Consider the following 17,349-nt stretch of genomic DNA (forward strand, 5'->3'; position numbering starts at 1 on the left):
ACGGACCGCCGCCGGGGCGGCGGTGGGGTGGTTCGCCCCGGGACGCGTGGGACGCGCGGTGCGCGGATCAGGGGCGACCGGTGCGCGGCCCGGGCCGGGCCGGGCGCGCGTGCCGGGCCGGTCGGTCGTGCGGTCGGTCCACCGGTCGCGGCACCTCCCGACCCGAGTCGCGCCACTCGGCGACCAACGCCTCGTAAACGGGGGTCTCGAACGTCTCGGTGGGCCACGGCCCGAACGGGGCTCGCAGGATCTTCATGCCGACCCAACCGTGCAAGACGGCGTGAAGTAACCACCAACCGGGTGATGCCACTCGGTCGGTTGACGTGTCGACTCGGATACAGGTCGTCGAAACGGCCCGACCCGCCCGTCACGCGGGCGGCGCGTCGCCCGGTCCGGGTGGGGCCGCCGAATCCGGGCCCGGGTCCGGATCGCTCGCCACCCGCAGTTCGGCGAACGCCTCGGCCAGCGCCGCCGCCGTCCAGTGCGCGTTCAGGCCGCTGGGATTGGGCAACACCCAGATCCCGGTGTCGCCGATCGTCTCGGGCTGCCGGCCGACCACCGCCTTGGGCCGGCCGAAGCCGGTCCGGTACGCACCGATGCCCAGCACCGCCAGCCAGGCCGGTCGGTACGCGTGCACCCGGGCGGTGAGCGCCGCGCCGCCCGCCCGGTACTCGTCCTTGGTCAACTCGTCCGCGCGGGCGGTGGTGCGGGCCACCACGTTGGTGATGCCGAGGCCGAGCGCGAGCAACCGCTGCTGCTCGGTCGGCGCGAGCAGCCGGGGCGTGAACCCGCTCGCGTACAGCGCGGGCCAGAACCGGTTCCCGGGCCGGGCGAAGTGCCGGTCGGTGGCCCCGGACCACAGGCCCGGGTTGATCCCGCAGAACAACACCCGAAGGTTGGGCCCGATCACGTCCGGGATGCTCCGGCCGTGTGCGGCGGCCATCTCGGCGGCGGTGGGATTGCGGCCCGGCGGGATCGGCAGCACGAGCGGCCGCTCGGGAGCCGGCTCGGGTTCCGGCCCGCTCACGGCGCGTCCGCGATCATCGAGGTGCCCACCGACCGGAAGCCGAGCCGGCCGTACATCCGGGCCACGTCCTCGTCGCCCGCGGACAGGAACACCGTCTCGCTCCCGTCGTCGAGCGCGTGCCCGGCCAGTTCCCAGGTCACCGCCGCCGCGAGGCCGCCGCGTCGGGCCGCGGGGAGGGTGGCCACGCCGACGATCTCGGTGGTGTCGTACAGATGCTGGTAGCTGCCCACGCACAACGGTCCGGTCGGGCCGTACGCGGCGTACATCACCGTCTCGCCGGAGCGCAGCCGCTCGTTGAGGTAGGACAGCAGGTCCGGGTCCTGGCCCAGGGCGGCGGTGTCCCGCTCGGTCGGACCGTCGGTGCCGGACGCGGTGCCCGGATTCGCGAAGCCGACCGCCGCGACGCTGTGCACGATCGCCAGGTCGGTCGCGTCCGCCCGGATCCGACGCACCGTCACCAGGTCCGGCAGGAACGGTCGTTCGGCGGGGCGTTCGGCGGGATCGAGCACCATCAGCGGGTGCTCGTGCACATGCAACTCGGCCTCGATCGCGGCCGCGCGCAGCGCGGGGGTGGTCTCGTCGACCCATTCGAACGACTCGGGCACTTTCAACTCTCTCTGTCGTGCCCGCACCGCGCGTACATCCGCGGCGGTGGGCTCGACGGAGCCGCCGAGCGTGGGACGTGCGTACCGGGGCCAGCCCTGGCCATCCCGGACGAACAGGGTCAGTCCGCCGAATGTCTCCGCGTGAGCGGCCCGACGTGCGACCGCGTCGTAGAACGTCTCCAGATGTGCGCGCACCTCGGCGGCGGACTTCGGCATGCGGGCCAGTGTGACACGAACACCCTTTTCGCCACCGGCGGAGGCCGCGCCGGCGACGCAACGAGCGGCCGCGCCCGCGGGCGGTAATCCCGTTGGCCCGCTCGATCCCGCGGCACACGATGGCGGGCATGGCCATTTCGCTGCATCACATCGTGATCGACGCACACGACCTGCCCGGCCTCGCCCGCTTCTGGGCCGACGTGCCGGGATGGGAGATCCTGTCGGAGCGCGAGCGCGAGGTGGTCGTCGGGACCGAGCCGGGCGCGCCGATCGGCATCTGTTTCATGCCGGTGACCGAGGTCAAGGCGGTCAAGAACCGGCTGCACCTGGACCTGACCCCGGGCGCCGGACCCGGCGAGCGCGAGGCGGAGATCGAGCGGATCCTCGCCCTCGGCGCCCGCCGCGTGGACGTCGGCCAGACCGGCGACGAGTCGTGGACGGTGCCGGCCGACCCCGAGGGCAACGAATTCCGTGTCGTGCGAGCCGAACGCACCCTGATCGGATGAGCGTCGCCGCGCTCGATCACGGAGACCCGGGGCGCCCGCCCGTGAACCCGGGCCGCGCGCACGCAAATCCGGGGTGAACGCACCGGACTCGCCGACGAGCGCGGCGCGTTCACCCCGGATCGTCGGATCAGCCGGTGTTGGTCGGCGGGTTGCCCGGGCCCTGCCCGCTGCCGCCGCGCCGACGGCCGAGCCGGTCGCGCACGAGCCGACGGCCCTGCTCGACCTGCCGCGGATTGCGGCGGATGTAACCCTGGATCTTCTTGAGCGTCTTCGACAGCGAACTCATGTCGTGGTCCCTCCCTGAAGCCCGGACAGACGGGCCGCGGCGTCCCCGAGGGCGCCGATATCAGCCTTTTGCCCCGGTCCGGCCCGGATACGCGGTCGGCGCTCGCGCAATCGGCCCGATCCTGGCCGCCGCCGGCCCGGTAGCCTGCGGACATGCCGCACGTGATATCGGTGAACCTGGCCCGGCCGCGCCCCAACCCGACCGGGTCCGGGGTCGAAACGACCGGGATCGACAAACGACCCGTCGACCACGCGGTCTCCGTGCGCCCGCCCGGACCCGGACCCGGACCCGGAGCCGAGGAACCGGGCAGCGGGCTGGTCGGCGACCGGGTATTCGACCGACAACACCACGGCGGACACGATCAGGCCGTCTACGCCTATGGCCGCGAGAACCTGGACATGTGGGCCCGCGAGCTCGGGCGCGAACTGGGCAACGGCAGCTTCGGCGAGAACCTCACCACCTCCGGCCTGGACCTGGAGGCCGCGCTGATCGGTGAGCGCTGGCGAGTGGGCGCCGCCGGACCGCTGTTGGAGGTGTCCGCCCCGCGCATCCCGTGTGCGACCTTCGCGCTGTGGCTGGACGAGCGGCGCTGGGTACGCAGGTTCACCGAACGCGCCCTGCCGGGCACCTACCTTCGGGTGATCGAACCGGGCGAGATCGTCGCGGGGGACGGGATCACGATCGTCTCCCGCCCCGCCCACGACCTCACCATCGGCGAGTGTTTCCGGGCCCTGACCACCGAGGCCGACCTGCTGCCACGACTGCTCGACGTCGCGGAACTGCCCGAGTACGCACGCGAGGTGGCCCGCAAGCGCACCGCCCCGGCACCCGCGCCCGAGCCGGCACCCGCGCCGGACCGGGCCGGATAGGCCGCGGCGCCGGTTACGCGGTGGCCGGGTGGCTCCGATCGGTGGCCAGCTTGATCGCGAGTCCGCCCAGGACGGTGCCCATCAGGTAGCGCTGGATCCGCAGCCAGGACGGCCGCCGGGCCAGGAACACCGCGATGGTGCCGGCCGCGAGCACCAGGATCGTGTTCACCGTGAGACTGATCAGGATCTGGATGCTGCCCAGCGCGAATCCCTGGAGCAGCACGTGTCCGGCGGCCGGATCGACGAACTGCGGGATCAGCGACAGGTACATGATCGCGGCCTTGGGGTTCAACAGGTTCGTCAGCAGACCCATGGTGAACAGCCGCCGATTCGAGTCCGGCGCCAGTTCCTGCGGCGCGAACGCCGACACGCCACCGGGCCGCAGCGCCTGCCAGGCGAGCCAGCCGAGATAGGCCGCGCCGGCGAGCTTGACCGCCGTGTACAACTCCGGCACCACCAGGAACACCGCGGACAGACCGAGGTTGGCCATCGACATGTAGATCAGGAAGCCGAGCCCCACGCCGAGCAGCGACACCAGGCCGGCCCGGCGACCCTGGGTGATGCTGCGCGAGGTCACGTACATCATGTTCGGCCCGGGCGTCAGCACCATCCCGAGCGCCACCGCGCTCACCCCGAGTATCGCGCCGGTCCCGATCACACGTGCCCCCGCTGGTGGTACGGGCGGTCGCCGCAACCGTCGCCGCCGCCGTTCGTTGGTCGGGCAATTGTGTCCGGCCCCCGCATTTCCCGGCAACCGGGTTCTCCAAGAGGGCGTCGGGCAGGCTGCCCGGCGGCGCGAAAAAAACCCGTGGCAGGCTCGGCGCTCATCCGTCATCCTGGTGCGCGATGGGGATGATGGACAGCATGGCCGCCAAGGTGGCGCACGGCGCCACCGTCGAGTTTCGCCCGCGCGGGGCCTCCATGGTCCCGCTTATTCGCAGTCGCCAACTCGTGACCGTCGCGCCGGTCGACCCGGCCCGCCTCGAAATCGGTGACATCGTGCTCGCCCGGGTCGCCGGAAAGATGTACCTCCACCTGGTCTCCGCGCTGGACGGCGCCCGTGCGCGCGTGCAGATCAGCAACAACCGGGGCCGCGCCAACGGCTGGACGTCGCAGGCCCGGGTCTACGGGATCTGCGTGTCGGTGGACGGCGTCCCGCGCCCGAGCGCCTCCCGGAAGGTGCGTGCGCCGGTGTCGATGGAGTAACAGGCACCGGGGTCGGCCGGGGCACCGGACAACGCACCCGATCGCGCGTGATCCGCGCGCCCCCGATGGGGTTGGTCCGGTGCGCTTGAAGGTAGAGATTCAGCCATGAAGAAGCTGATCAACGCCGCCCGCGACGTCGTCCCCGAGATGCTCGAGGGACTGGCCCTCGCCCATCCCGACATCGCGCTGCTGGCCGATGCGAACGTCGCGCTGCGCGCCGACGCCCGGGCCCACGCCGAGCGCGGCCGAGTCGCGGTGATCTCCGGTGGCGGAGCCGGCCACGAACCCGCGCACGCGGGCTACGTCGGGCCCGGGATGCTCACCGCGGCCGTGTCGGGGGACGTGTTCACCTCCCCGTCCACCGACACCATCCTGGCCGCGATCCGCACGGTCGCCGGGCCGGCGGGCGTGTTGCTGGTGGTCAAGTCGTACACCGGGGACCGGCTCAACTTCGGGCTCGCCGCCGAGCTGGCGCGGGCCGAGGGGATCGCGGTCGAGACCGTCGTGGTCGCCGACGACGTGGCGCTCGCGACCGGCGACGACACCGCGGGCCGACGCGGGATCGCCGGGACGGTGTTCGTGCACAAGGTCGCGGGCGCGGCGGCGGAGGCCGGCGCGAGTCTGGCCGAGGTCGCGGCCGAGGCGACGGCCGCGGCGCGCGCGGTCGGCACGATGGGCGTCGCGCTGACCCCGTGCACGGTGCCGGCGGCCGGCCGGCCCGGGTTCGAACTCGGCGAGGACGAGGTCGAACTGGGCCTGGGCATCCACGGCGAGGCGGGCGTGCGGCGGGACAGGATCGCCCCCGCCGACGAGTTCGTCACCGAACTGCTCGACCGGATCGTCGGGGAGACCGGCCTGGCCGCCGGCGACCGGGTCGCGTTGCTGGTCAACAACCTCGGCGGCACGCCCACGATGGAACTGGACATCGTGCTGCGCGGCGCGGTGCACGACCTCGCGCGTCGGGGCCTGGTCCTGGAACGAGCCTGGCGCGGCCCGTTCCTGACCGCGCTGGAGATGGCCGGCATGTCGCTGTCCCTGCTCCGGGTCGACGACGCGCGGTTGGCCCGACTGGACGCGGCCACCTCGGCGCCGGCCTGGCCGACCCCGGTGGTCGGCCGGGTGGGCGCGGTCACCGTGCTGCCGGCCGCGCCCGCGCCCGGCAGCGCCGACGCCGGCACCCCGCTGACCGAACCGACCCCGCTGACCCGCGCGATCGAGGCCGTGTGCGCGGCGCTGACGGAGGCCGAACCGCACCTGACCGAGCTGGACCGGATCGTCGGCGACGGCGACCTGGGCATCAGCCTGGAGCGCGGGGCGGAGGCGATCCGGCGCGAGTTGCCCGGGTACGGCGGCGGTACGCCGGCCGCCGTGCTGCGCGGCCTGGCGGACACCGTGCGGCGGGCGCTCGGCGGCACGTCCGGTCCGCTGTACTCGGTGCTGCTGCTGCGTGCGGCCGCGGTCGTCGCGCAGGACACCGGGCCGCGCGGGTGGCGCGAGGCACTGGCCGCGGGGGCGCGGGCGATCGGCGAACTCGGCGGTGCGCAGGTCGGCGACCGGACCATGCTGGACGCCCTGATACCGGCGGGTGAGGCGCTCGTGGGCGGCGCGAGTCTGGCCGAGGCGATCGACGCGGCCGCGGCCGGCACCGAGGAGACGGCCGGCCACAGCGCCCGCCGGGGCCGCAGCAGCTACCTCGGCGACCGGGCGATCGGCACCGTCGACCCGGGCGCCGAGGCGGTGGTGATCTGGCTTCGCGCGATCGCCGACGCGCTGGACGGCGAGGGGGAGAACGGGTAACCACCGATCCGGCCGGGCCGCCCACCCCCGCGCCCACCGGCGCCGGGACGTGGCCGGCGGCCCGGCCGGGTACACCGATCGCTCGGCCGGGCAGCGGAGTTCGAGCCGCGTTCCCGGCTGTCCGGGACACGACCGGATCCCGCCGCCGGTGCCGAGACACCCGCCCGTGCCTTCGAACCTCGATACCCGGCGCGCCGGTTCGGGTTCAGTCCGCCATCGCCGTCGCCGCGAGGTCGCGCAGGCATTCGTAGGCGACCTGGACGAACGGTGCCCGCGGCCCCGCCGCAGTGTTCACCAGTGCCGCCAGCCCGACCCCGGCCTGCGGGCTGAAACCGACGAACGCGCTGAAGCCGCGCGTCGCTCCACCATGGAAGATCAGATCGTGCCCGGTGCGCGGACGCAGGTTCCAGACCAGACAGAGCCGATCGTCGGAGTGCGGCGGGATCAACCGCGGTTGCCGCACCCGGACCAACGCCTCGGCGAGCGTGGCCGGTTGCACGTCGGCCGGCGCCAGGTGCGCGGCGAGATACCGGGTCAGGTCCGTCCCGGTGCTGCGCAGTGCCCCCGCCGCCGGCAGCCCCGGCATCCGCCACGGCGGTCGCGGCCGGCCGTGCAGATACCCGGTCACCTGCGGCCCGTTCGGGTCGCACGTGGTCATCGTCAGGCCCAGCGGCACACCCAGTCGGGCGACCAGCAGATCCGGGTAGGGCTGCCCGGCGGCCCGCGCGAGCGCGTGCCCGAGCAGGCCCACGCCCAGGTTCGAATAGCACACCCGGGTGCCCGGACGCGCGTGTGGCCGAGCCCGGTCCAGCAGCGCGAACAGCCGCTTCTCGTCGTAGCCCGCGTACGGATTCGAGTACCACGCCGGCAGCGCCGTGCGCAGCGAACCGCGCGGGAGCCGGGGCAGTCCCGAGGTGTGCGTGGCCAGGTGCAGCAGCGTGACGTTCGAGGACCAGCGCGGTCGCGCGGTCGGCGGCAGGTAGGTGATCAGCGGATCGTCCAACCGGGCCTCCCCGCGCGCGACCGCGTCGGCGAGCAACAGCGCGGTGAACGTCTTGGTCACCGAGCCCAGTTCGAAGCGGGAGTCCGCGTCCACCGCCGACCCGCGACACACCACCGAGGGTTCCCCCGCCCGGATGGTGGCCACCACGAGCGCACTCGACGCCGGGGTGGCCCGCAGCAGCGGCACGATCGGCGCCGCGTACGCGTCGCTCACCCGAGTGTGGGCGCGGGCGCGGTGCCCAACGAACGGGCCAGCGTGACGGTGCCGGCCACGATCGCCACCACCGCCGTGTGTTCGTGGTCCTTGAACGCCCGCTCCGGATCCTCGTCCACCGGGTCCGCGTCGCGCGGGAGCAGTCCGCTGGGGTGTTGCGCCGCCGCGAGGGTCTGCCAGCCCTGGGCGTCGCACACCGGTTCGGCCAGGCACGCGTCGACGATCAACAACTCGCCCACCAGGTCGTATTGGGCGACCTCGGCCCACACGTCGACCCAGACCGGCAACCACACCCGCAGGTAGTCGCGGATCTCGGTGGGCAACAGCTCGGGGTGCGCCCCCCAGTCGGTGATGTGGAACACCGCGTGCGTCATGTGGTACGCGGTCATCCAGTCGATCACCCACGGCTCGGGGGTCATCCCCAGCCATGTATCGGCGGCGAGCGCGGGCCAGTCCGGTCGATGGGTCAACCCCGCGACCCGACTCGCGTTGGCCACCGCGAGTCGGCGGTTGGGCATCATCTCGATCGCGTGCACCGACCGCAGCTCGCTCAGATGCGCCAGCAGACGATCCATCCGCTCGTGTCGGATGCCGGCCCGGACGAAGTGCGCGTACGTCTCCAGCGGATCGGTCACCAACGGGTGCCGAACCTGGCGTTCGTACAGGAAGTCCCCGTCGCGGAACTGTCCCCACGCGAACTCGACCAACGCGCGGGCGGCGGCCAGGTCACCGGGCCCGGCGACGCCCTCGCGCAGCACCAGCGAGCAGGCCAACGCCATTTCGCCGAGCGGCTTGTACGCGCTGTCCTGGTCGTTGAAGTCGACCACGGTGTGCGTGGGCAACGGGCCGAACCGCGCGTTGTCGTGCAACCAGCGCAGGGCCCGCGAGCCGATCGTGTGGGCGGTCTTGAGCACGTCACCGCGCGCGAGTCCCCCGGTCATGAGTCCTCCAGTCCGGTGACGTGTTGGGCGATACGGGTGTCCAGCACGGTGCGGGTGCTGCCGCCGCCGAACAGGCGCACGTGCCGCAGCAGTGGGTCCAACTCCAGGGGGAAGGCGACGCCGTCGGCGGCCAACAGCGCGAGCCAGCGGGCGATTCGGGCGGCGGTGCGGTAGTCGCGGCGCAACATCGCGCGCACCACACCGCGGGCCAGTGACTCGGCGTTGCGCCGCGCCGCGGCGTGGATCGGGCCGTCCAGGCCGGGCAGGGCCAGGGAGGAGAGTTGGGCCATCCGTACCGACCAGGACTGCCAGGTCGACGCGTCGGCGACCTGTGCGCCGTCGCCCGGCGTGGGTACGTCCATGGCCAGGCCGAAGCGGGTCAGCGTGTGGGCGGTGGCCCAGTCGCGCCAGGTGATGATCCACGCGGTCTCGGGCGAGGCACCCAGCGTGTCGGGCGGGAACACGGCGAACGCGCGGGCGGCGGCCTCGACCTGGTCGGTCGGCAGCGGCGTGCCGCGCAGTACGTGCGGGGCGAGTGCGTCGGAGCCCAGGACACGCAGGCCGGGCAAGTCGGCGTCGGGGTCGTGGGGTTCGGCCAAGCGAGGATCGGCGGGGGCGAATCCGGCGGGCACGACCGTGCCCTCGGCGTCCATGAGGACACCGAGGGCACGGCCTGCCACTCGCTCGACCGCCGCCGTGTAGTCCTCGTGTGGCGAGGTGTCGGCGAAGGGCATTTGTGTGATCAACTTCCCGTCGGTACCGGTGATGTCAAGGACATCCGAGCCGGTTCAGCGCTCCTTCGGGGGCTTCGGCGACAACAGCAAGCCAAGCACCAGGAGTCCGCCACCGAAGTCTTCGGGTGCGAACAGCGGCGCGTCACTGATGGTCGTCTCCTCCTCGATCATGAGCGTCGCGACGGTACCGGCCTGGGTCGGCGTGGCCGCCGCGGGCTGACGGATGTATTGGGTAAGCATCGGGTGCTCCCTCATCGTGACTTCATCGCCGGGCTCGACGATGCCCCCGTGTCTCGACCATAGGCACTTTTCAGGCCGATTTGCATCATTTGACAAGGGGTCGCGTGTCTTGTCCGCGCGTTGCGCGCGGGCGCGTGACAGGGCGCATTCGGGGAGTGCGGCGGGTCCGCCGAGGGTCGGACCGGGGGTGTTCGCGGAGTTCGCCGTGACCGGGTGAATCGGCGCTCACCAGGGCGTTTTCCGGTCGTTCAGGGAGTGATTCGGGCCAGTGCGCCGACCTCCAGGGCGACCCAGATCGCGCCGTCCGGGCCCTGGACGAGGCCGTGCGGTTCGGCTCCGGGGGTCGGCAAGTCGTACTCCGTCAGAGTGCCGTCACCGGCGAGTCGTCCGACCCGATTGGTACCCCATTCGGTGAACCAACAGTCGCCGGCCGTGTCCAGCGCCACCGCGTGCGGGCGGGACTGCGGGTCCGGCAGCGGGAATTGCCGGTACTCGCCGGTGCGGTCGAGTCGACCGATCGCGCCCGCGCCGATTTCGGTGAACCACAACGAGCCGTCCGCGGCCGCCGCGATGCCGACCGGGGCGGCACCCCGGGTGGGCAGTGGGTGCACGGTCACCTCGCCGGTCGTGGTGATTCGGCCGAGTGCGTCGGCGGCGTTCAGGGTGAACCACAGTGCGCCGTCGGCGCCGGTGGTGATCGCGGACGGAAACGCGTCCGCGATCGGCAGCGCGAAGCCGGTGACGCGGCCGGCCGGGTCGATGCGCCCGATGCGATTGGCGACGGTCTCGGTGAACCACAGCGCGCCGTCGGGTCCGGCGGTGATTCCGTACGGGCCGGAGCCCGGGGTGAGCGGGTCGAAATGGGTCACCGCGCCGGCGGTGGTGATCCGGCCGATGCGATGCGCCTTGTATTCGGTGAACCACAGGGCGTCGTCGGGTCCCGTGGTCAGTACGGTCGGGCCGCATTCGGGGTCGCCGAGGTCGTGGCCGGTGTGCGTTCCGTCCGGGTCGAGCCGGCCGATCCGGCCGGAGTGCACGAGGGTGAACCACAGTGCGCCGTCGGGGCCGAGGGTGATCGCGTACGGCCCGGACTCGGGTCCGGTGAGCGGGAATTCGCGGACGGTGGGGGTCGCCATACGGTTCCTTCGGTCGAGCGGGGTCCTGTCGTTAATGCAACCTGGTTGCGTTAGTATGAGTATGACGAATGGGGAGGCGCTAATGCAACCGGGTTGCCTTTGGTCGGCTCGCATGTGGTCGGCGCGGATGCGGATGTCGGGGTGGATCGTGGTGGGTTCGGTGCGATCGGAGGACGGCCGGTGAGCGGCGTGGGTGGGGTGCGGCCCGGTGGGCGGACCGCGCGCACGCGGGATGCGGTGCGGCTGGCCACGTTGGCCGAGTTGGCGGACAAGGGCTTCGACGGGCTGACCGTGGAGGCCGTCGCCGCGCGGTCGGGGGTGCACAAGACCACGGTGTATCGACGTTGGCGCAACGCGGCCGGGTTGGCCGCGGACGCGTTGGACTCGGCGGCGGAGGAGCCGTGGCCGCTGCCGGACACCGGCACCGTGCAGGGTGATCTGCGGGCGATCGCCGCGATGGTGGTGAGCGGGTTCGAGGACCCCGATCGGGGGCCCACCGCGCGAGCGTTGGTGGCCGCGGCGGTGTACGAGCCGACCACGGCCGAGGCCCTGCACGGGTTCCTGCTGGGCCGGCTCGGGCAGGCCGAGCAGGTGGTCGAACGGGCGGTGACCCGGGGCGAGTTGCCCGTCGGTACCGATGCGGGGGAGGTGGTGCGCACGGCCGTGGGCTCGCTGTACTACCGGTTGTTCATCACGCACGAGCCGGTCGACGCCGGGCAGGCGCGGCGCGCGGCCGACGCGGCGGTGGCGGCGGCTCGGGCGGGGGTCTTCGTAACCGAACAGGGGTGAGCGGGCAGCGGCCCGTGGACCGAGGCAACCGGTCGAGCACGGGCCGGAGGAGATCTTTGATCGACTACCACTCGACGATGTGCGGATGCGTGCGCGGCTGCCTGGGTCGGCCGCGCTCTCCCCGGGCCGGGCCGGGGATCGAACCGGCCTTCGCCCGATGCGTGTTCAGCAGAATTCGTCGAGCAGGCGATAGAACTTCAGGCGCTCGGGGTCGAGGGCGCCCGGTGGGTCGTAGCGGGTCAGGAAGCGGGCCGCGTGGGCGGGGGAGTACTGCGCGTTGTCGTCGTCGAGGAGGCTGCGGGTGAGCAGGGCCGGGTCCGCGTGGCGGTCCGTGCGGCCCAGCCGGCCAAGGTCGATCAGGCCGGTCACCCGCAGGGTTTGCGGGTCGAGCAGGATGTTGGGCGGGCAGTAGTCGCCGTGGCCGACGACCGGGTCCTCGTCGGCCGGTGTGGTCGCGACCAGTTCGGCCAGGAGTTCGGCCTCGGTGCGTCCGACGCGGTCCTCGTCCAGGTCGTCGAGGTCGACCAGGCCGGCCGCGAGCGCCTGTTCGGCGGCGGGCACGGTGACCGCGAGGCCGCGGTCGAACGGGCAATCCTCGACCGGGAGTTCATGCAGGGCGCGAGCCATGTCGGCGAGCGCGTCGACGACCGCGTCACGTCGGTCGACCGGCCACGGCTCTGCCGCCGAGCGGCCGGGCACGGCGCGGGTCAACAACCAGCCGCCGCCCGGCGCCTCGACGTCGTGGTCGAGGATCTCCGCGACGGGGATCCCCTGCTCGGCCGCCCACAGCCCGCGAGCCACCTCGGCGGCGAGATGGAATCCGGAATCCGGGTGCGCGCTGGGCGTCCCGATCTTGAGGTAGAACTCCTCGCCCCGCCGGCACAGCCGATGCACGCCCGCCCCGGACGCGCCGACCGTGATCGACTCCCACTCATACGCCGCGAACCGGCGCCGAAGATCGTTCGTCATCCCGGCATCCTCACCTACGACCCACCTGCCCCGCCGGCGAATTCCCCGCCTGCGCCCGAGCGGTCGCAGGTGCTCCCGGAAGCGGCATGATGAGCCCATGACGGATCTCACGCTCGTCCTGGGCGACCTCACCGACCAGCACGTGGACGCGGTCGTCACCGCCGCCAACGCCTCGCTGCCGGGCGGTGGTGGGGTGGACGGGGCCGTGCACCGGCGCGGCGGACCGGCCGTCTTCGAGGCGTGCCAGGAGCTGATCGCCTCGACCTACGGTCCGGCCGGCCTGCCGACCGGCGAGGCGGTGGCGACCACGGCCGGAGCGCTGCCTGCCCGATGGGTGATCCACACGGTCGGCCCGGTCCACGGCGAAGACGAGGACGGCCCGGCCCTGTTGGCCTCCTGCCATCGTGAATCGCTGCGCGTGGCCGAGGAATCGGGTGCCACCACGATCGCCTTCCCGGCGATCTCCACCGGCTCGCACGGATGGCCCCTCGAACAGGCCGCCGCGATCGCGATCGAAACGGTGCTCGACACCGGAACCACCCTCGACGAAGTCCGCTTCGTGCTTTTCGACCGGGAAACCCATGCCGCCTACGAGGCCGCGCGGGCCGCTGCCACACGCTGACCGGGGCGGAACGGCCGTGTCGCGTCCCGGGTTCGTCCCGGGCGGGGCCGGCCGGTGGGTGGGTGGGTTCGGGGGCCGTGACGACGATGTGATGCCGGATCGAAGAACCATCGACCGAACGCCCGGCGGCGGGCTCAGAGTTCGAACCAGCCGGTGCGGACGTGCCAGTGCCGGCCGGCGCGCAGGTGGTCGCCGATCGCCCGTTGCAGGGAGGTGTCACGGGGGAGGGATTCCGGCGACAGGTCCGGGTCGCCGAAGACGAAGCCGATCGCGGCGGTGTCGTCGGTGGTGCGCTCGGCCGACTCGGTGGGCAGGTGGAAGCGGCGCTGGAAGCGGACGATGTTGGAGTGCTCCGGCAGGTATTCGCGCAGTTGCGGATCCAGCAGCCACGAACCGCACACCGCCGCCCGGTAGCGCTCGGTCGGGAAGTGACGCGGGAAGAACTCACGGGCCACACGCAACGAATCGTCACAGGCCGCCGGAGTCAGCGGCCCGTGGAAGTCCGGGATGTGCAACGCGAGCGCGGGATCCTGCGGCCGGTAGGCCAGACCGAGTTCGACAGCGCTGGTCGCGGCCCGCTCCCACAGGAACGAGCGTTGGAACTGCAGTCGGCCGAGCTGATACAGCTCACCGCGAAAGTGCAGTTTGGGCCAGTGCAGCGCGAGCAACCCACCGGTGCCGCGCCGCCGCCGGTGCACCGCGAGGTGCCGGCCGAGGTCGCCGAGGGTGCGGCGGGAGACCTCGACGGGGATGCCGAGCGAGTGATGGTAGGCCAGCACGAACGGGCGTGCCGCGATGAACACGAACACGTGGAACCAGCGCCCGACCGGGCCCGATGCGGCCGGCAACGGCGGGACCTCCAAGTGCTGTTCGACCGTGCCGATGCCCGCGACCAACGCCCGGACGGCCCGTTCGAACACCTCGCGCAGTTCGGGATCGGCGAGCAACATCGCCCGGGTCGCCATCAGTTCGTTGACGTCCTCGTGCGGGACGGCCAGCTCCGAAAGCACCGCGACCAGGTCGTCGTCCGCCGGCAGGGTCACCTCGACGCCGGTCGCGAAATCGGCCAACCCGTCCATCCACGCGGCCAACCGCGGGTCCGCTCGAAGCGCCTGCGCGCCGCCCGGCGTCGGGTCGCCCGGCCGGCGCCGATCGACATCCACCCCGGACCCGGTCCGCCCGCGCCACCGCCGGCCGGCCGTCCCACGCCACCCGGTCACGCGCCGGGTGTCCGCAGGTCCAGGGAACAGAAGACCTTGTCGTAGCGGGCCGAGCCGATCGCCACGAAGTCGTGCAGCCGACCGTATTCGACGAATCCGAGCGAACGGTAAAGGTGCAACGCGTTCGCGTTGTCGCCGCGGGCGTCGAGGGTGAGGATCTCGATCGCCTCGGCGCGGGCGTCCTCGATCAGCGCCGCGGTGAGCAATCGGCCGATGCCGCGACCGTGCGCGGACCGGGCCACCGCGAGCTTCTCCAGATCGGCGTTCGGGCGGTGGGTGGGCCGGGTGTACCGGCGCCAGTAGCCGAACCCGAGCAGATCCTCGCCCGCGTAGGCGAACCGCACCGACGCGTTGCCGGCGCGCTGGGCCTCGGCCAGGTCGGTGAGCAGCGCGGCCACCTCGGCACGCGGCGGCGGGGTGACCCAACCGAGCGCGGCGCCGCCCAGAACCAGCTCGGCCAGGATCGTATGCACCGGCTCGACCGCGTGCTCGACGGAATCCGGCGCCCGCAGCACGACCCGGCGGCCGTCCCGGTACTCGTCCGGGTTCGCGCTCGTGCCCGCCGTCGTGGTCCCGGGGGTGGTAGCCGCATTCGTGTTCACCGTCACGAAGGCAAGGCTATTGAGTCCGGGCGGATCGTGGGTAGCGGGCCTGCCGGCCGGATCCGGCAGACTGTGCGGGTGAGTGGAACCGTATTGGTCCTCGGGGGCCGCAGCGAGATCGGACTGGCGGTCGCCGAGCGGCTGGCCGCGCGCGGGGCGCGCACCATCGTGTTGGCGGCGCGCCGCAGCCACGACCTCGACGACGAGGAGGCGCTGCTGCGCAGGGCCGGTGCCCGGCACGTGGACCGGATCGAGTTCGACGCCGACGACCTGGTGGGGCATCGGCCGATGCTGGACGAGGTGATCGCCCGGCACGGCCCGCTGGACGTCGTGGTCACCGCGTTCGGCATCCTCGGCGATCAGCGCCGGGCCGAGCTGGACGCCACCCATGCGGTCGCCGTCGTGCACACCGACTACACGGCGCACGTGAGCGTCCTGACCCACCTGGCCACCGTGTTGCGGGCGCAGGGGCATGGTCGGTTGATCGTGTTCTCGTCGGTGGCGGGCGTGCGGGTGCGGCGCGCGAACTACGTTTACGGCTCGGCCAAGGCGGGGCTGGACGGCTTCGCGAGCGGCCTGGCCGACGCGCTCGCGGGCAGCGGGGTGCGCCTGCTGTTGGTCCGGCCCGGCTTCGTGGTGGGCCGGATGACCGAGGGCATGTCGCCGGCACCCCTGTCCAGCACCCCGGACCAGGTGGCGGACGCGACGATCCGGGCGTTGTTGCGCGGGAAGGGCGAGGTGTGGGTGCCGGCCGTACTGCAGCCGGTGTTCGCGGGCATGCGGGTGCTGCCGCGGCGGGTGTGGCGCAGGTTGCCGCGCTGAGCCGGGGTGGGCGCCGACGTCGGGTGCCGGTGGTTGTGCCGCGGCGAGTGGTGCGGACGGTGGTTCAGAGCAGCAGTGTGTCCACGTCGATCGTGGTCAGGAAGTCGTCGAGGCCCTGGAAGGTCTCCCAATCGGGGCGTCCGGAGGCGGTCGCGAGCAGCGCGGTCAGGGCCTGTTCCAGGGCGACGTCCCGCTTGCCCTTCCACGCCTTGTCGGCCAGGCTCACGAGCAGTTCGTCCGGATCGCTCGGATCCCACGCCGCGTGGGTGCGGGCGAAGCGGGCCCGGGCGGGCGGCACGCCGTGGGCGGTCAGCAGGTCGTAGCCGGCCTGCTCGTGGCACGAACCGGGCCCGGCCAACTCCGCCGGGTGCAGGGTTTTGCCGATGTCGTGGGTGGCGGCGCCGAACAGCACCGCGTCGCGGTCGAAGACCAGCTCCGGGTGGCTCGCCGCGACCCAGTCGCACAGTCGGTGGGCGACGTCGTGCACGATGCGCAGGTGTTCGACCAGGCGTGGACAGGGCGTGAGTTGATCCAGGAGGACGGCCACTTCGGGGGGCAGCGGACGAAGCTTGGCGGAGGTCACCCGCACAGGGTAAGAGTCCTGCGGCGGCATCAGGAAGCGGGGCCGCCCAGCGCCAGGGTCGACACGTCGCCCATCACCACGATCGGGTGCGCCGCCGGATCCAGCGCACGCAACAGCACCGGCAGGGCCTCGGCGGGCAGCGTCACACAACCGTGGGTGGGCCCGCCGTGGTCGATGTGCAGCCAGATGCCGCCGCCGAGGTCCTCGCCGCGCGGGCGGGTGGGGTCCAGGGGCGAGGTGCCGGGGACCCGGTTGTAGTCGATCGCGATCACCTGGTCGAAGGTGCCGGCGAGCGGCTCTCCGGCGAATCCGGTGCCCTCGACGGCGAAGTCGTCCGACCGGTCGTAGGACAGCCGAGTGCCGGGGTCGGGTTGCAGGCCGCCCGCGTCGGTGAGGGTGAAGACGCCGATCGGCGAGCGGAGATCGCCCTCGTGGTGGTCGGGCGTCCAGCCGAGCCGCCCGTTGCGTGCGGGCAGGGGGCCTTCGGTGCGCCAACCGCTTGCGTCGCGGGTCCAGAACGAGGCCGTGGCGCGGTCGCCGTCCGGGCTGTTGCCGACGACCAGCAGCAACTGGCTTGTCTCGGCCGGGATTTCGGCCGCCCAACCGGGCCCGATGCCGGTCGGGACGGCGACCGGCAGCGGCGGCCGGCCCTGGAAGGGAACGGTGTTCGGGTCGCCGGCGGTGCCGTCGGCGGGGCCTGCGACCGTACCGGCTGCGTTGCCGGCGTCGTTGCCGGGACGGGGTCCGGCGGCGGAGGCGTTCCGGGCGCCGGGCACGGCGATCAGGGCGAGCGCGATCGGTGTGGTGCGCAACAGCGAGCGTCGGGAGATCGTCATTCGTCCACGACTACCCGCTCTCCGTGAGCTACTCGTGCACGGTGGTGGGTGTGTCCGGGGGCGCCACCCGGTCGGCCCTGCCCGGTGTCACTCGTCGGTGGACGCCTCGGGGGTACCGGGGCATCGG

At 72.8% G+C, this 17,349-nt stretch carries 22 protein-coding genes; 7 read left to right on the top strand and 15 right to left on the bottom strand.

Translation table 11 applies throughout. The features are described 5' to 3' along the window. Positions 1-67 precede the first annotated feature (67 nt). From ACH4U8_RS44975 to ACH4U8_RS44985, 3 genes are all read right to left on the bottom strand, one after another. A complete protein-coding gene (locus ACH4U8_RS44975) occupies positions 68-256 on the bottom strand; it encodes a hypothetical protein (protein ID WP_360320511.1) in 189 nt (62 codons plus the stop codon). A 111-nt stretch (positions 257-367) separates the two neighbouring features. Further along, positions 368-943, bottom strand: a complete 576-nt coding sequence (gene mug / locus ACH4U8_RS44980) for a G/U mismatch-specific DNA glycosylase (RefSeq protein ID WP_395784513.1) — start codon at positions 941-943, stop codon at positions 368-370. Positions 944-1,023: 80 nt separating this feature from the next. Further along, positions 1,024-1,848, bottom strand: a complete 825-nt coding sequence (locus ACH4U8_RS44985) for a GNAT family N-acetyltransferase (RefSeq protein WP_360320514.1) — start codon at positions 1,846-1,848, stop codon at positions 1,024-1,026. A gap of 128 nt (positions 1,849-1,976) precedes the next feature. Between ACH4U8_RS44985 and ACH4U8_RS44990 the strand changes: the two genes are divergently transcribed. Then, positions 1,977-2,354 (top strand): VOC family protein, encoded by a 378-nt coding sequence (locus ACH4U8_RS44990; RefSeq protein ID WP_395784447.1) that lies wholly within the window; start codon positions 1,977-1,979, stop codon positions 2,352-2,354. Between the two features lie 127 nt (positions 2,355-2,481). Here the strand turns inward: ACH4U8_RS44990 and ACH4U8_RS44995 are convergent, their stop codons facing one another. Beyond that, positions 2,482-2,640, bottom strand: a complete 159-nt coding sequence (locus ACH4U8_RS44995; protein ID WP_395784449.1) for a hypothetical protein — start codon at positions 2,638-2,640, stop codon at positions 2,482-2,484. 152 nt (positions 2,641-2,792) lie between these two features. Here ACH4U8_RS44995 and ACH4U8_RS45000 point away from each other — a divergent pair, with 152 nt between their 5' ends. Beyond that, positions 2,793-3,509: an MOSC domain-containing protein gene (locus ACH4U8_RS45000; protein ID WP_395784451.1), complete on the top strand. Its 717-nt coding sequence runs from the start codon at positions 2,793-2,795 to the stop codon at positions 3,507-3,509. 13 nt (positions 3,510-3,522) lie between these two features. On the opposite strand, the gene ACH4U8_RS45005 is transcribed toward ACH4U8_RS45000, so the two are convergent. Then, positions 3,523-4,119, bottom strand: a complete 597-nt coding sequence (locus ACH4U8_RS45005; RefSeq protein WP_360320631.1) for a LysE family translocator — start codon at positions 4,117-4,119, stop codon at positions 3,523-3,525. A gap of 254 nt (positions 4,120-4,373) precedes the next feature. On the opposite strand from ACH4U8_RS45005, the gene ACH4U8_RS45010 reads away from it, so the two are divergent. Both ACH4U8_RS45010 and ACH4U8_RS45015 read left to right on the top strand, forming a co-directional pair. After that, complete coding sequence (locus tag ACH4U8_RS45010; protein WP_360320526.1) at positions 4,374-4,715, top strand: S26 family signal peptidase; 342 nt, start codon at positions 4,374-4,376, stop codon at positions 4,713-4,715. A gap of 105 nt (positions 4,716-4,820) precedes the next feature. Then, entirely contained in the window at positions 4,821-6,512 is a 1,692-nt protein-coding gene (locus tag ACH4U8_RS45015) for a dihydroxyacetone kinase family protein (RefSeq protein WP_395784453.1), read from the top strand. A gap of 205 nt (positions 6,513-6,717) precedes the next feature. Here the strand turns inward: ACH4U8_RS45015 and ACH4U8_RS45020 are convergent, their stop codons facing one another. The 5 genes from ACH4U8_RS45020 to ACH4U8_RS45040 all read right to left on the bottom strand — a co-directional run bounded on the left by ACH4U8_RS45020 (position 6,718) and on the right by ACH4U8_RS45040 (position 10,779). Continuing rightward, positions 6,718-7,728: a serine hydrolase domain-containing protein gene (locus ACH4U8_RS45020; RefSeq protein ID WP_395784455.1), complete on the bottom strand. Its 1,011-nt coding sequence runs from the start codon at positions 7,726-7,728 to the stop codon at positions 6,718-6,720. Next, complete coding sequence (locus ACH4U8_RS45025) at positions 7,725-8,669, bottom strand: DUF6895 family protein (protein WP_360320535.1); 945 nt, start codon at positions 8,667-8,669, stop codon at positions 7,725-7,727. Before ACH4U8_RS45025 ends, ACH4U8_RS45020 begins: the two co-directional genes overlap by 4 nt. Further along, complete coding sequence (locus ACH4U8_RS45030; RefSeq protein WP_380017849.1) at positions 8,666-9,403, bottom strand: hypothetical protein; 738 nt, start codon at positions 9,401-9,403, stop codon at positions 8,666-8,668. The genes ACH4U8_RS45025 and ACH4U8_RS45030 overlap by 4 nt, the downstream gene beginning before the upstream one ends. 54 nt (positions 9,404-9,457) lie before the next feature. Next, positions 9,458-9,643: a hypothetical protein gene (locus ACH4U8_RS45035; RefSeq protein ID WP_360320541.1), complete on the bottom strand. Its 186-nt coding sequence runs from the start codon at positions 9,641-9,643 to the stop codon at positions 9,458-9,460. A 248-nt stretch (positions 9,644-9,891) separates the two neighbouring features. Continuing rightward, complete coding sequence (locus ACH4U8_RS45040; protein ID WP_395784457.1) at positions 9,892-10,779, bottom strand: virginiamycin B lyase; 888 nt, start codon at positions 10,777-10,779, stop codon at positions 9,892-9,894. Between the two features lie 180 nt (positions 10,780-10,959). Here ACH4U8_RS45040 and ACH4U8_RS45045 point away from each other — a divergent pair, with 180 nt between their 5' ends. After that, the gene (locus ACH4U8_RS45045; protein ID WP_395784459.1) at positions 10,960-11,568 is read left to right on the top strand and encodes a TetR/AcrR family transcriptional regulator; all 609 of its coding nucleotides are present in this window, start codon (positions 10,960-10,962) and stop codon (positions 11,566-11,568) included. Positions 11,569-11,733: 165 nt separating this feature from the next. Here ACH4U8_RS45045 and ACH4U8_RS45050 read toward each other — a convergent pair whose 3' ends face one another. Continuing rightward, positions 11,734-12,537: an APH(3') family aminoglycoside O-phosphotransferase gene (locus tag ACH4U8_RS45050; RefSeq protein ID WP_360320550.1), complete on the bottom strand. Its 804-nt coding sequence runs from the start codon at positions 12,535-12,537 to the stop codon at positions 11,734-11,736. Between the two features lie 97 nt (positions 12,538-12,634). On the opposite strand from ACH4U8_RS45050, the gene ACH4U8_RS45055 reads away from it, so the two are divergent. Beyond that, the gene (locus ACH4U8_RS45055; RefSeq protein ID WP_395784461.1) at positions 12,635-13,159 is read left to right on the top strand and encodes an O-acetyl-ADP-ribose deacetylase; all 525 of its coding nucleotides are present in this window, start codon (positions 12,635-12,637) and stop codon (positions 13,157-13,159) included. A 134-nt stretch (positions 13,160-13,293) separates the two neighbouring features. Here ACH4U8_RS45055 and ACH4U8_RS45060 read toward each other — a convergent pair whose 3' ends face one another. Next, positions 13,294-14,238, bottom strand: coding sequence for an acyltransferase domain-containing protein (locus ACH4U8_RS45060; RefSeq protein ID WP_395784515.1), 945 nt, complete (start codon positions 14,236-14,238; stop codon positions 13,294-13,296). A 137-nt stretch (positions 14,239-14,375) separates the two neighbouring features. Beyond that, positions 14,376-14,987 (bottom strand): GNAT family N-acetyltransferase, encoded by a 612-nt coding sequence (locus ACH4U8_RS45065; RefSeq protein WP_395784463.1) that lies wholly within the window; start codon positions 14,985-14,987, stop codon positions 14,376-14,378. Between the two features lie 72 nt (positions 14,988-15,059). Here ACH4U8_RS45065 and ACH4U8_RS45070 point away from each other — a divergent pair, with 72 nt between their 5' ends. Beyond that, entirely contained in the window at positions 15,060-15,803 is a 744-nt protein-coding gene (locus tag ACH4U8_RS45070; protein ID WP_360320556.1) for an SDR family NAD(P)-dependent oxidoreductase, read from the top strand. Positions 15,804-15,867: 64 nt separating this feature from the next. Here the strand turns inward: ACH4U8_RS45070 and ACH4U8_RS45075 are convergent, their stop codons facing one another. Together ACH4U8_RS45075 and ACH4U8_RS45080 are read right to left on the bottom strand one after the other, a co-directional pair. After that, entirely contained in the window at positions 15,868-16,392 is a 525-nt protein-coding gene (locus ACH4U8_RS45075; protein ID WP_395784465.1) for an HD domain-containing protein, read from the bottom strand. A 23-nt stretch (positions 16,393-16,415) separates the two neighbouring features. After that, positions 16,416-17,222, bottom strand: a complete 807-nt coding sequence (locus ACH4U8_RS45080) for a hypothetical protein (protein ID WP_395784467.1) — start codon at positions 17,220-17,222, stop codon at positions 16,416-16,418. Positions 17,223-17,349: the final 127 nt, after the last annotated feature.

The sequence above is a fragment of the Embleya sp. NPDC020886 genome (genome assembly GCF_044333915.1).
In the GTDB taxonomy this organism is placed as follows: domain Bacteria; phylum Actinomycetota; class Actinomycetes; order Streptomycetales; family Streptomycetaceae; genus Embleya.

What these genes read in the sequence shown, in the direction of transcription:
- ACH4U8_RS44990 (WP_395784447.1), top strand. Translation starts at nt 1,977, where the DNA reads ATGGCCATTTCGCTGCATCACATCGTGATCGACGCACACGACCTGCCC.
- ACH4U8_RS45060 (WP_395784515.1), bottom strand. Translation starts at nt 14,238, where the DNA reads ATGGACGGGTTGGCCGATTTCGCGACCGGCGTCGAGGTGACCCTGCCG.
- mug (WP_395784513.1), bottom strand. Translation starts at nt 943, where the DNA reads ATGGCCGCCGCACACGGCCGGAGCATCCCGGACGTGATCGGGCCCAAC.
- ACH4U8_RS44995 (WP_395784449.1), bottom strand. Translation starts at nt 2,640, where the DNA reads ATGAGTTCGCTGTCGAAGACGCTCAAGAAGATCCAGGGTTACATCCGC.
- ACH4U8_RS45010 (WP_360320526.1), top strand. Translation starts at nt 4,374, where the DNA reads ATGGCCGCCAAGGTGGCGCACGGCGCCACCGTCGAGTTTCGCCCGCGC.
- ACH4U8_RS45040 (WP_395784457.1), bottom strand. Translation starts at nt 10,779, where the DNA reads ATGGCGACCCCCACCGTCCGCGAATTCCCGCTCACCGGACCCGAGTCC.
- ACH4U8_RS44985 (WP_360320514.1), bottom strand. Translation starts at nt 1,848, where the DNA reads ATGCCGAAGTCCGCCGCCGAGGTGCGCGCACATCTGGAGACGTTCTAC.
- ACH4U8_RS45050 (WP_360320550.1), bottom strand. Translation starts at nt 12,537, where the DNA reads ATGACGAACGATCTTCGGCGCCGGTTCGCGGCGTATGAGTGGGAGTCG.
- ACH4U8_RS45035 (WP_360320541.1), bottom strand. Translation starts at nt 9,643, where the DNA reads ATGCTTACCCAATACATCCGTCAGCCCGCGGCGGCCACGCCGACCCAG.
- ACH4U8_RS45000 (WP_395784451.1), top strand. Translation starts at nt 2,793, where the DNA reads ATGCCGCACGTGATATCGGTGAACCTGGCCCGGCCGCGCCCCAACCCG.
- ACH4U8_RS45015 (WP_395784453.1), top strand. Translation starts at nt 4,821, where the DNA reads ATGAAGAAGCTGATCAACGCCGCCCGCGACGTCGTCCCCGAGATGCTC.
- ACH4U8_RS45080 (WP_395784467.1), bottom strand. Translation starts at nt 17,222, where the DNA reads ATGACGATCTCCCGACGCTCGCTGTTGCGCACCACACCGATCGCGCTC.
- ACH4U8_RS44975 (WP_360320511.1), bottom strand. Translation starts at nt 256, where the DNA reads ATGAAGATCCTGCGAGCCCCGTTCGGGCCGTGGCCCACCGAGACGTTC.
- ACH4U8_RS45030 (WP_380017849.1), bottom strand. Translation starts at nt 9,403, where the DNA reads ATGCCCTTCGCCGACACCTCGCCACACGAGGACTACACGGCGGCGGTC.
- ACH4U8_RS45005 (WP_360320631.1), bottom strand. Translation starts at nt 4,119, where the DNA reads ATGGTGCTGACGCCCGGGCCGAACATGATGTACGTGACCTCGCGCAGC.
- ACH4U8_RS45055 (WP_395784461.1), top strand. Translation starts at nt 12,635, where the DNA reads ATGACGGATCTCACGCTCGTCCTGGGCGACCTCACCGACCAGCACGTG.
- ACH4U8_RS45025 (WP_360320535.1), bottom strand. Translation starts at nt 8,669, where the DNA reads ATGACCGGGGGACTCGCGCGCGGTGACGTGCTCAAGACCGCCCACACG.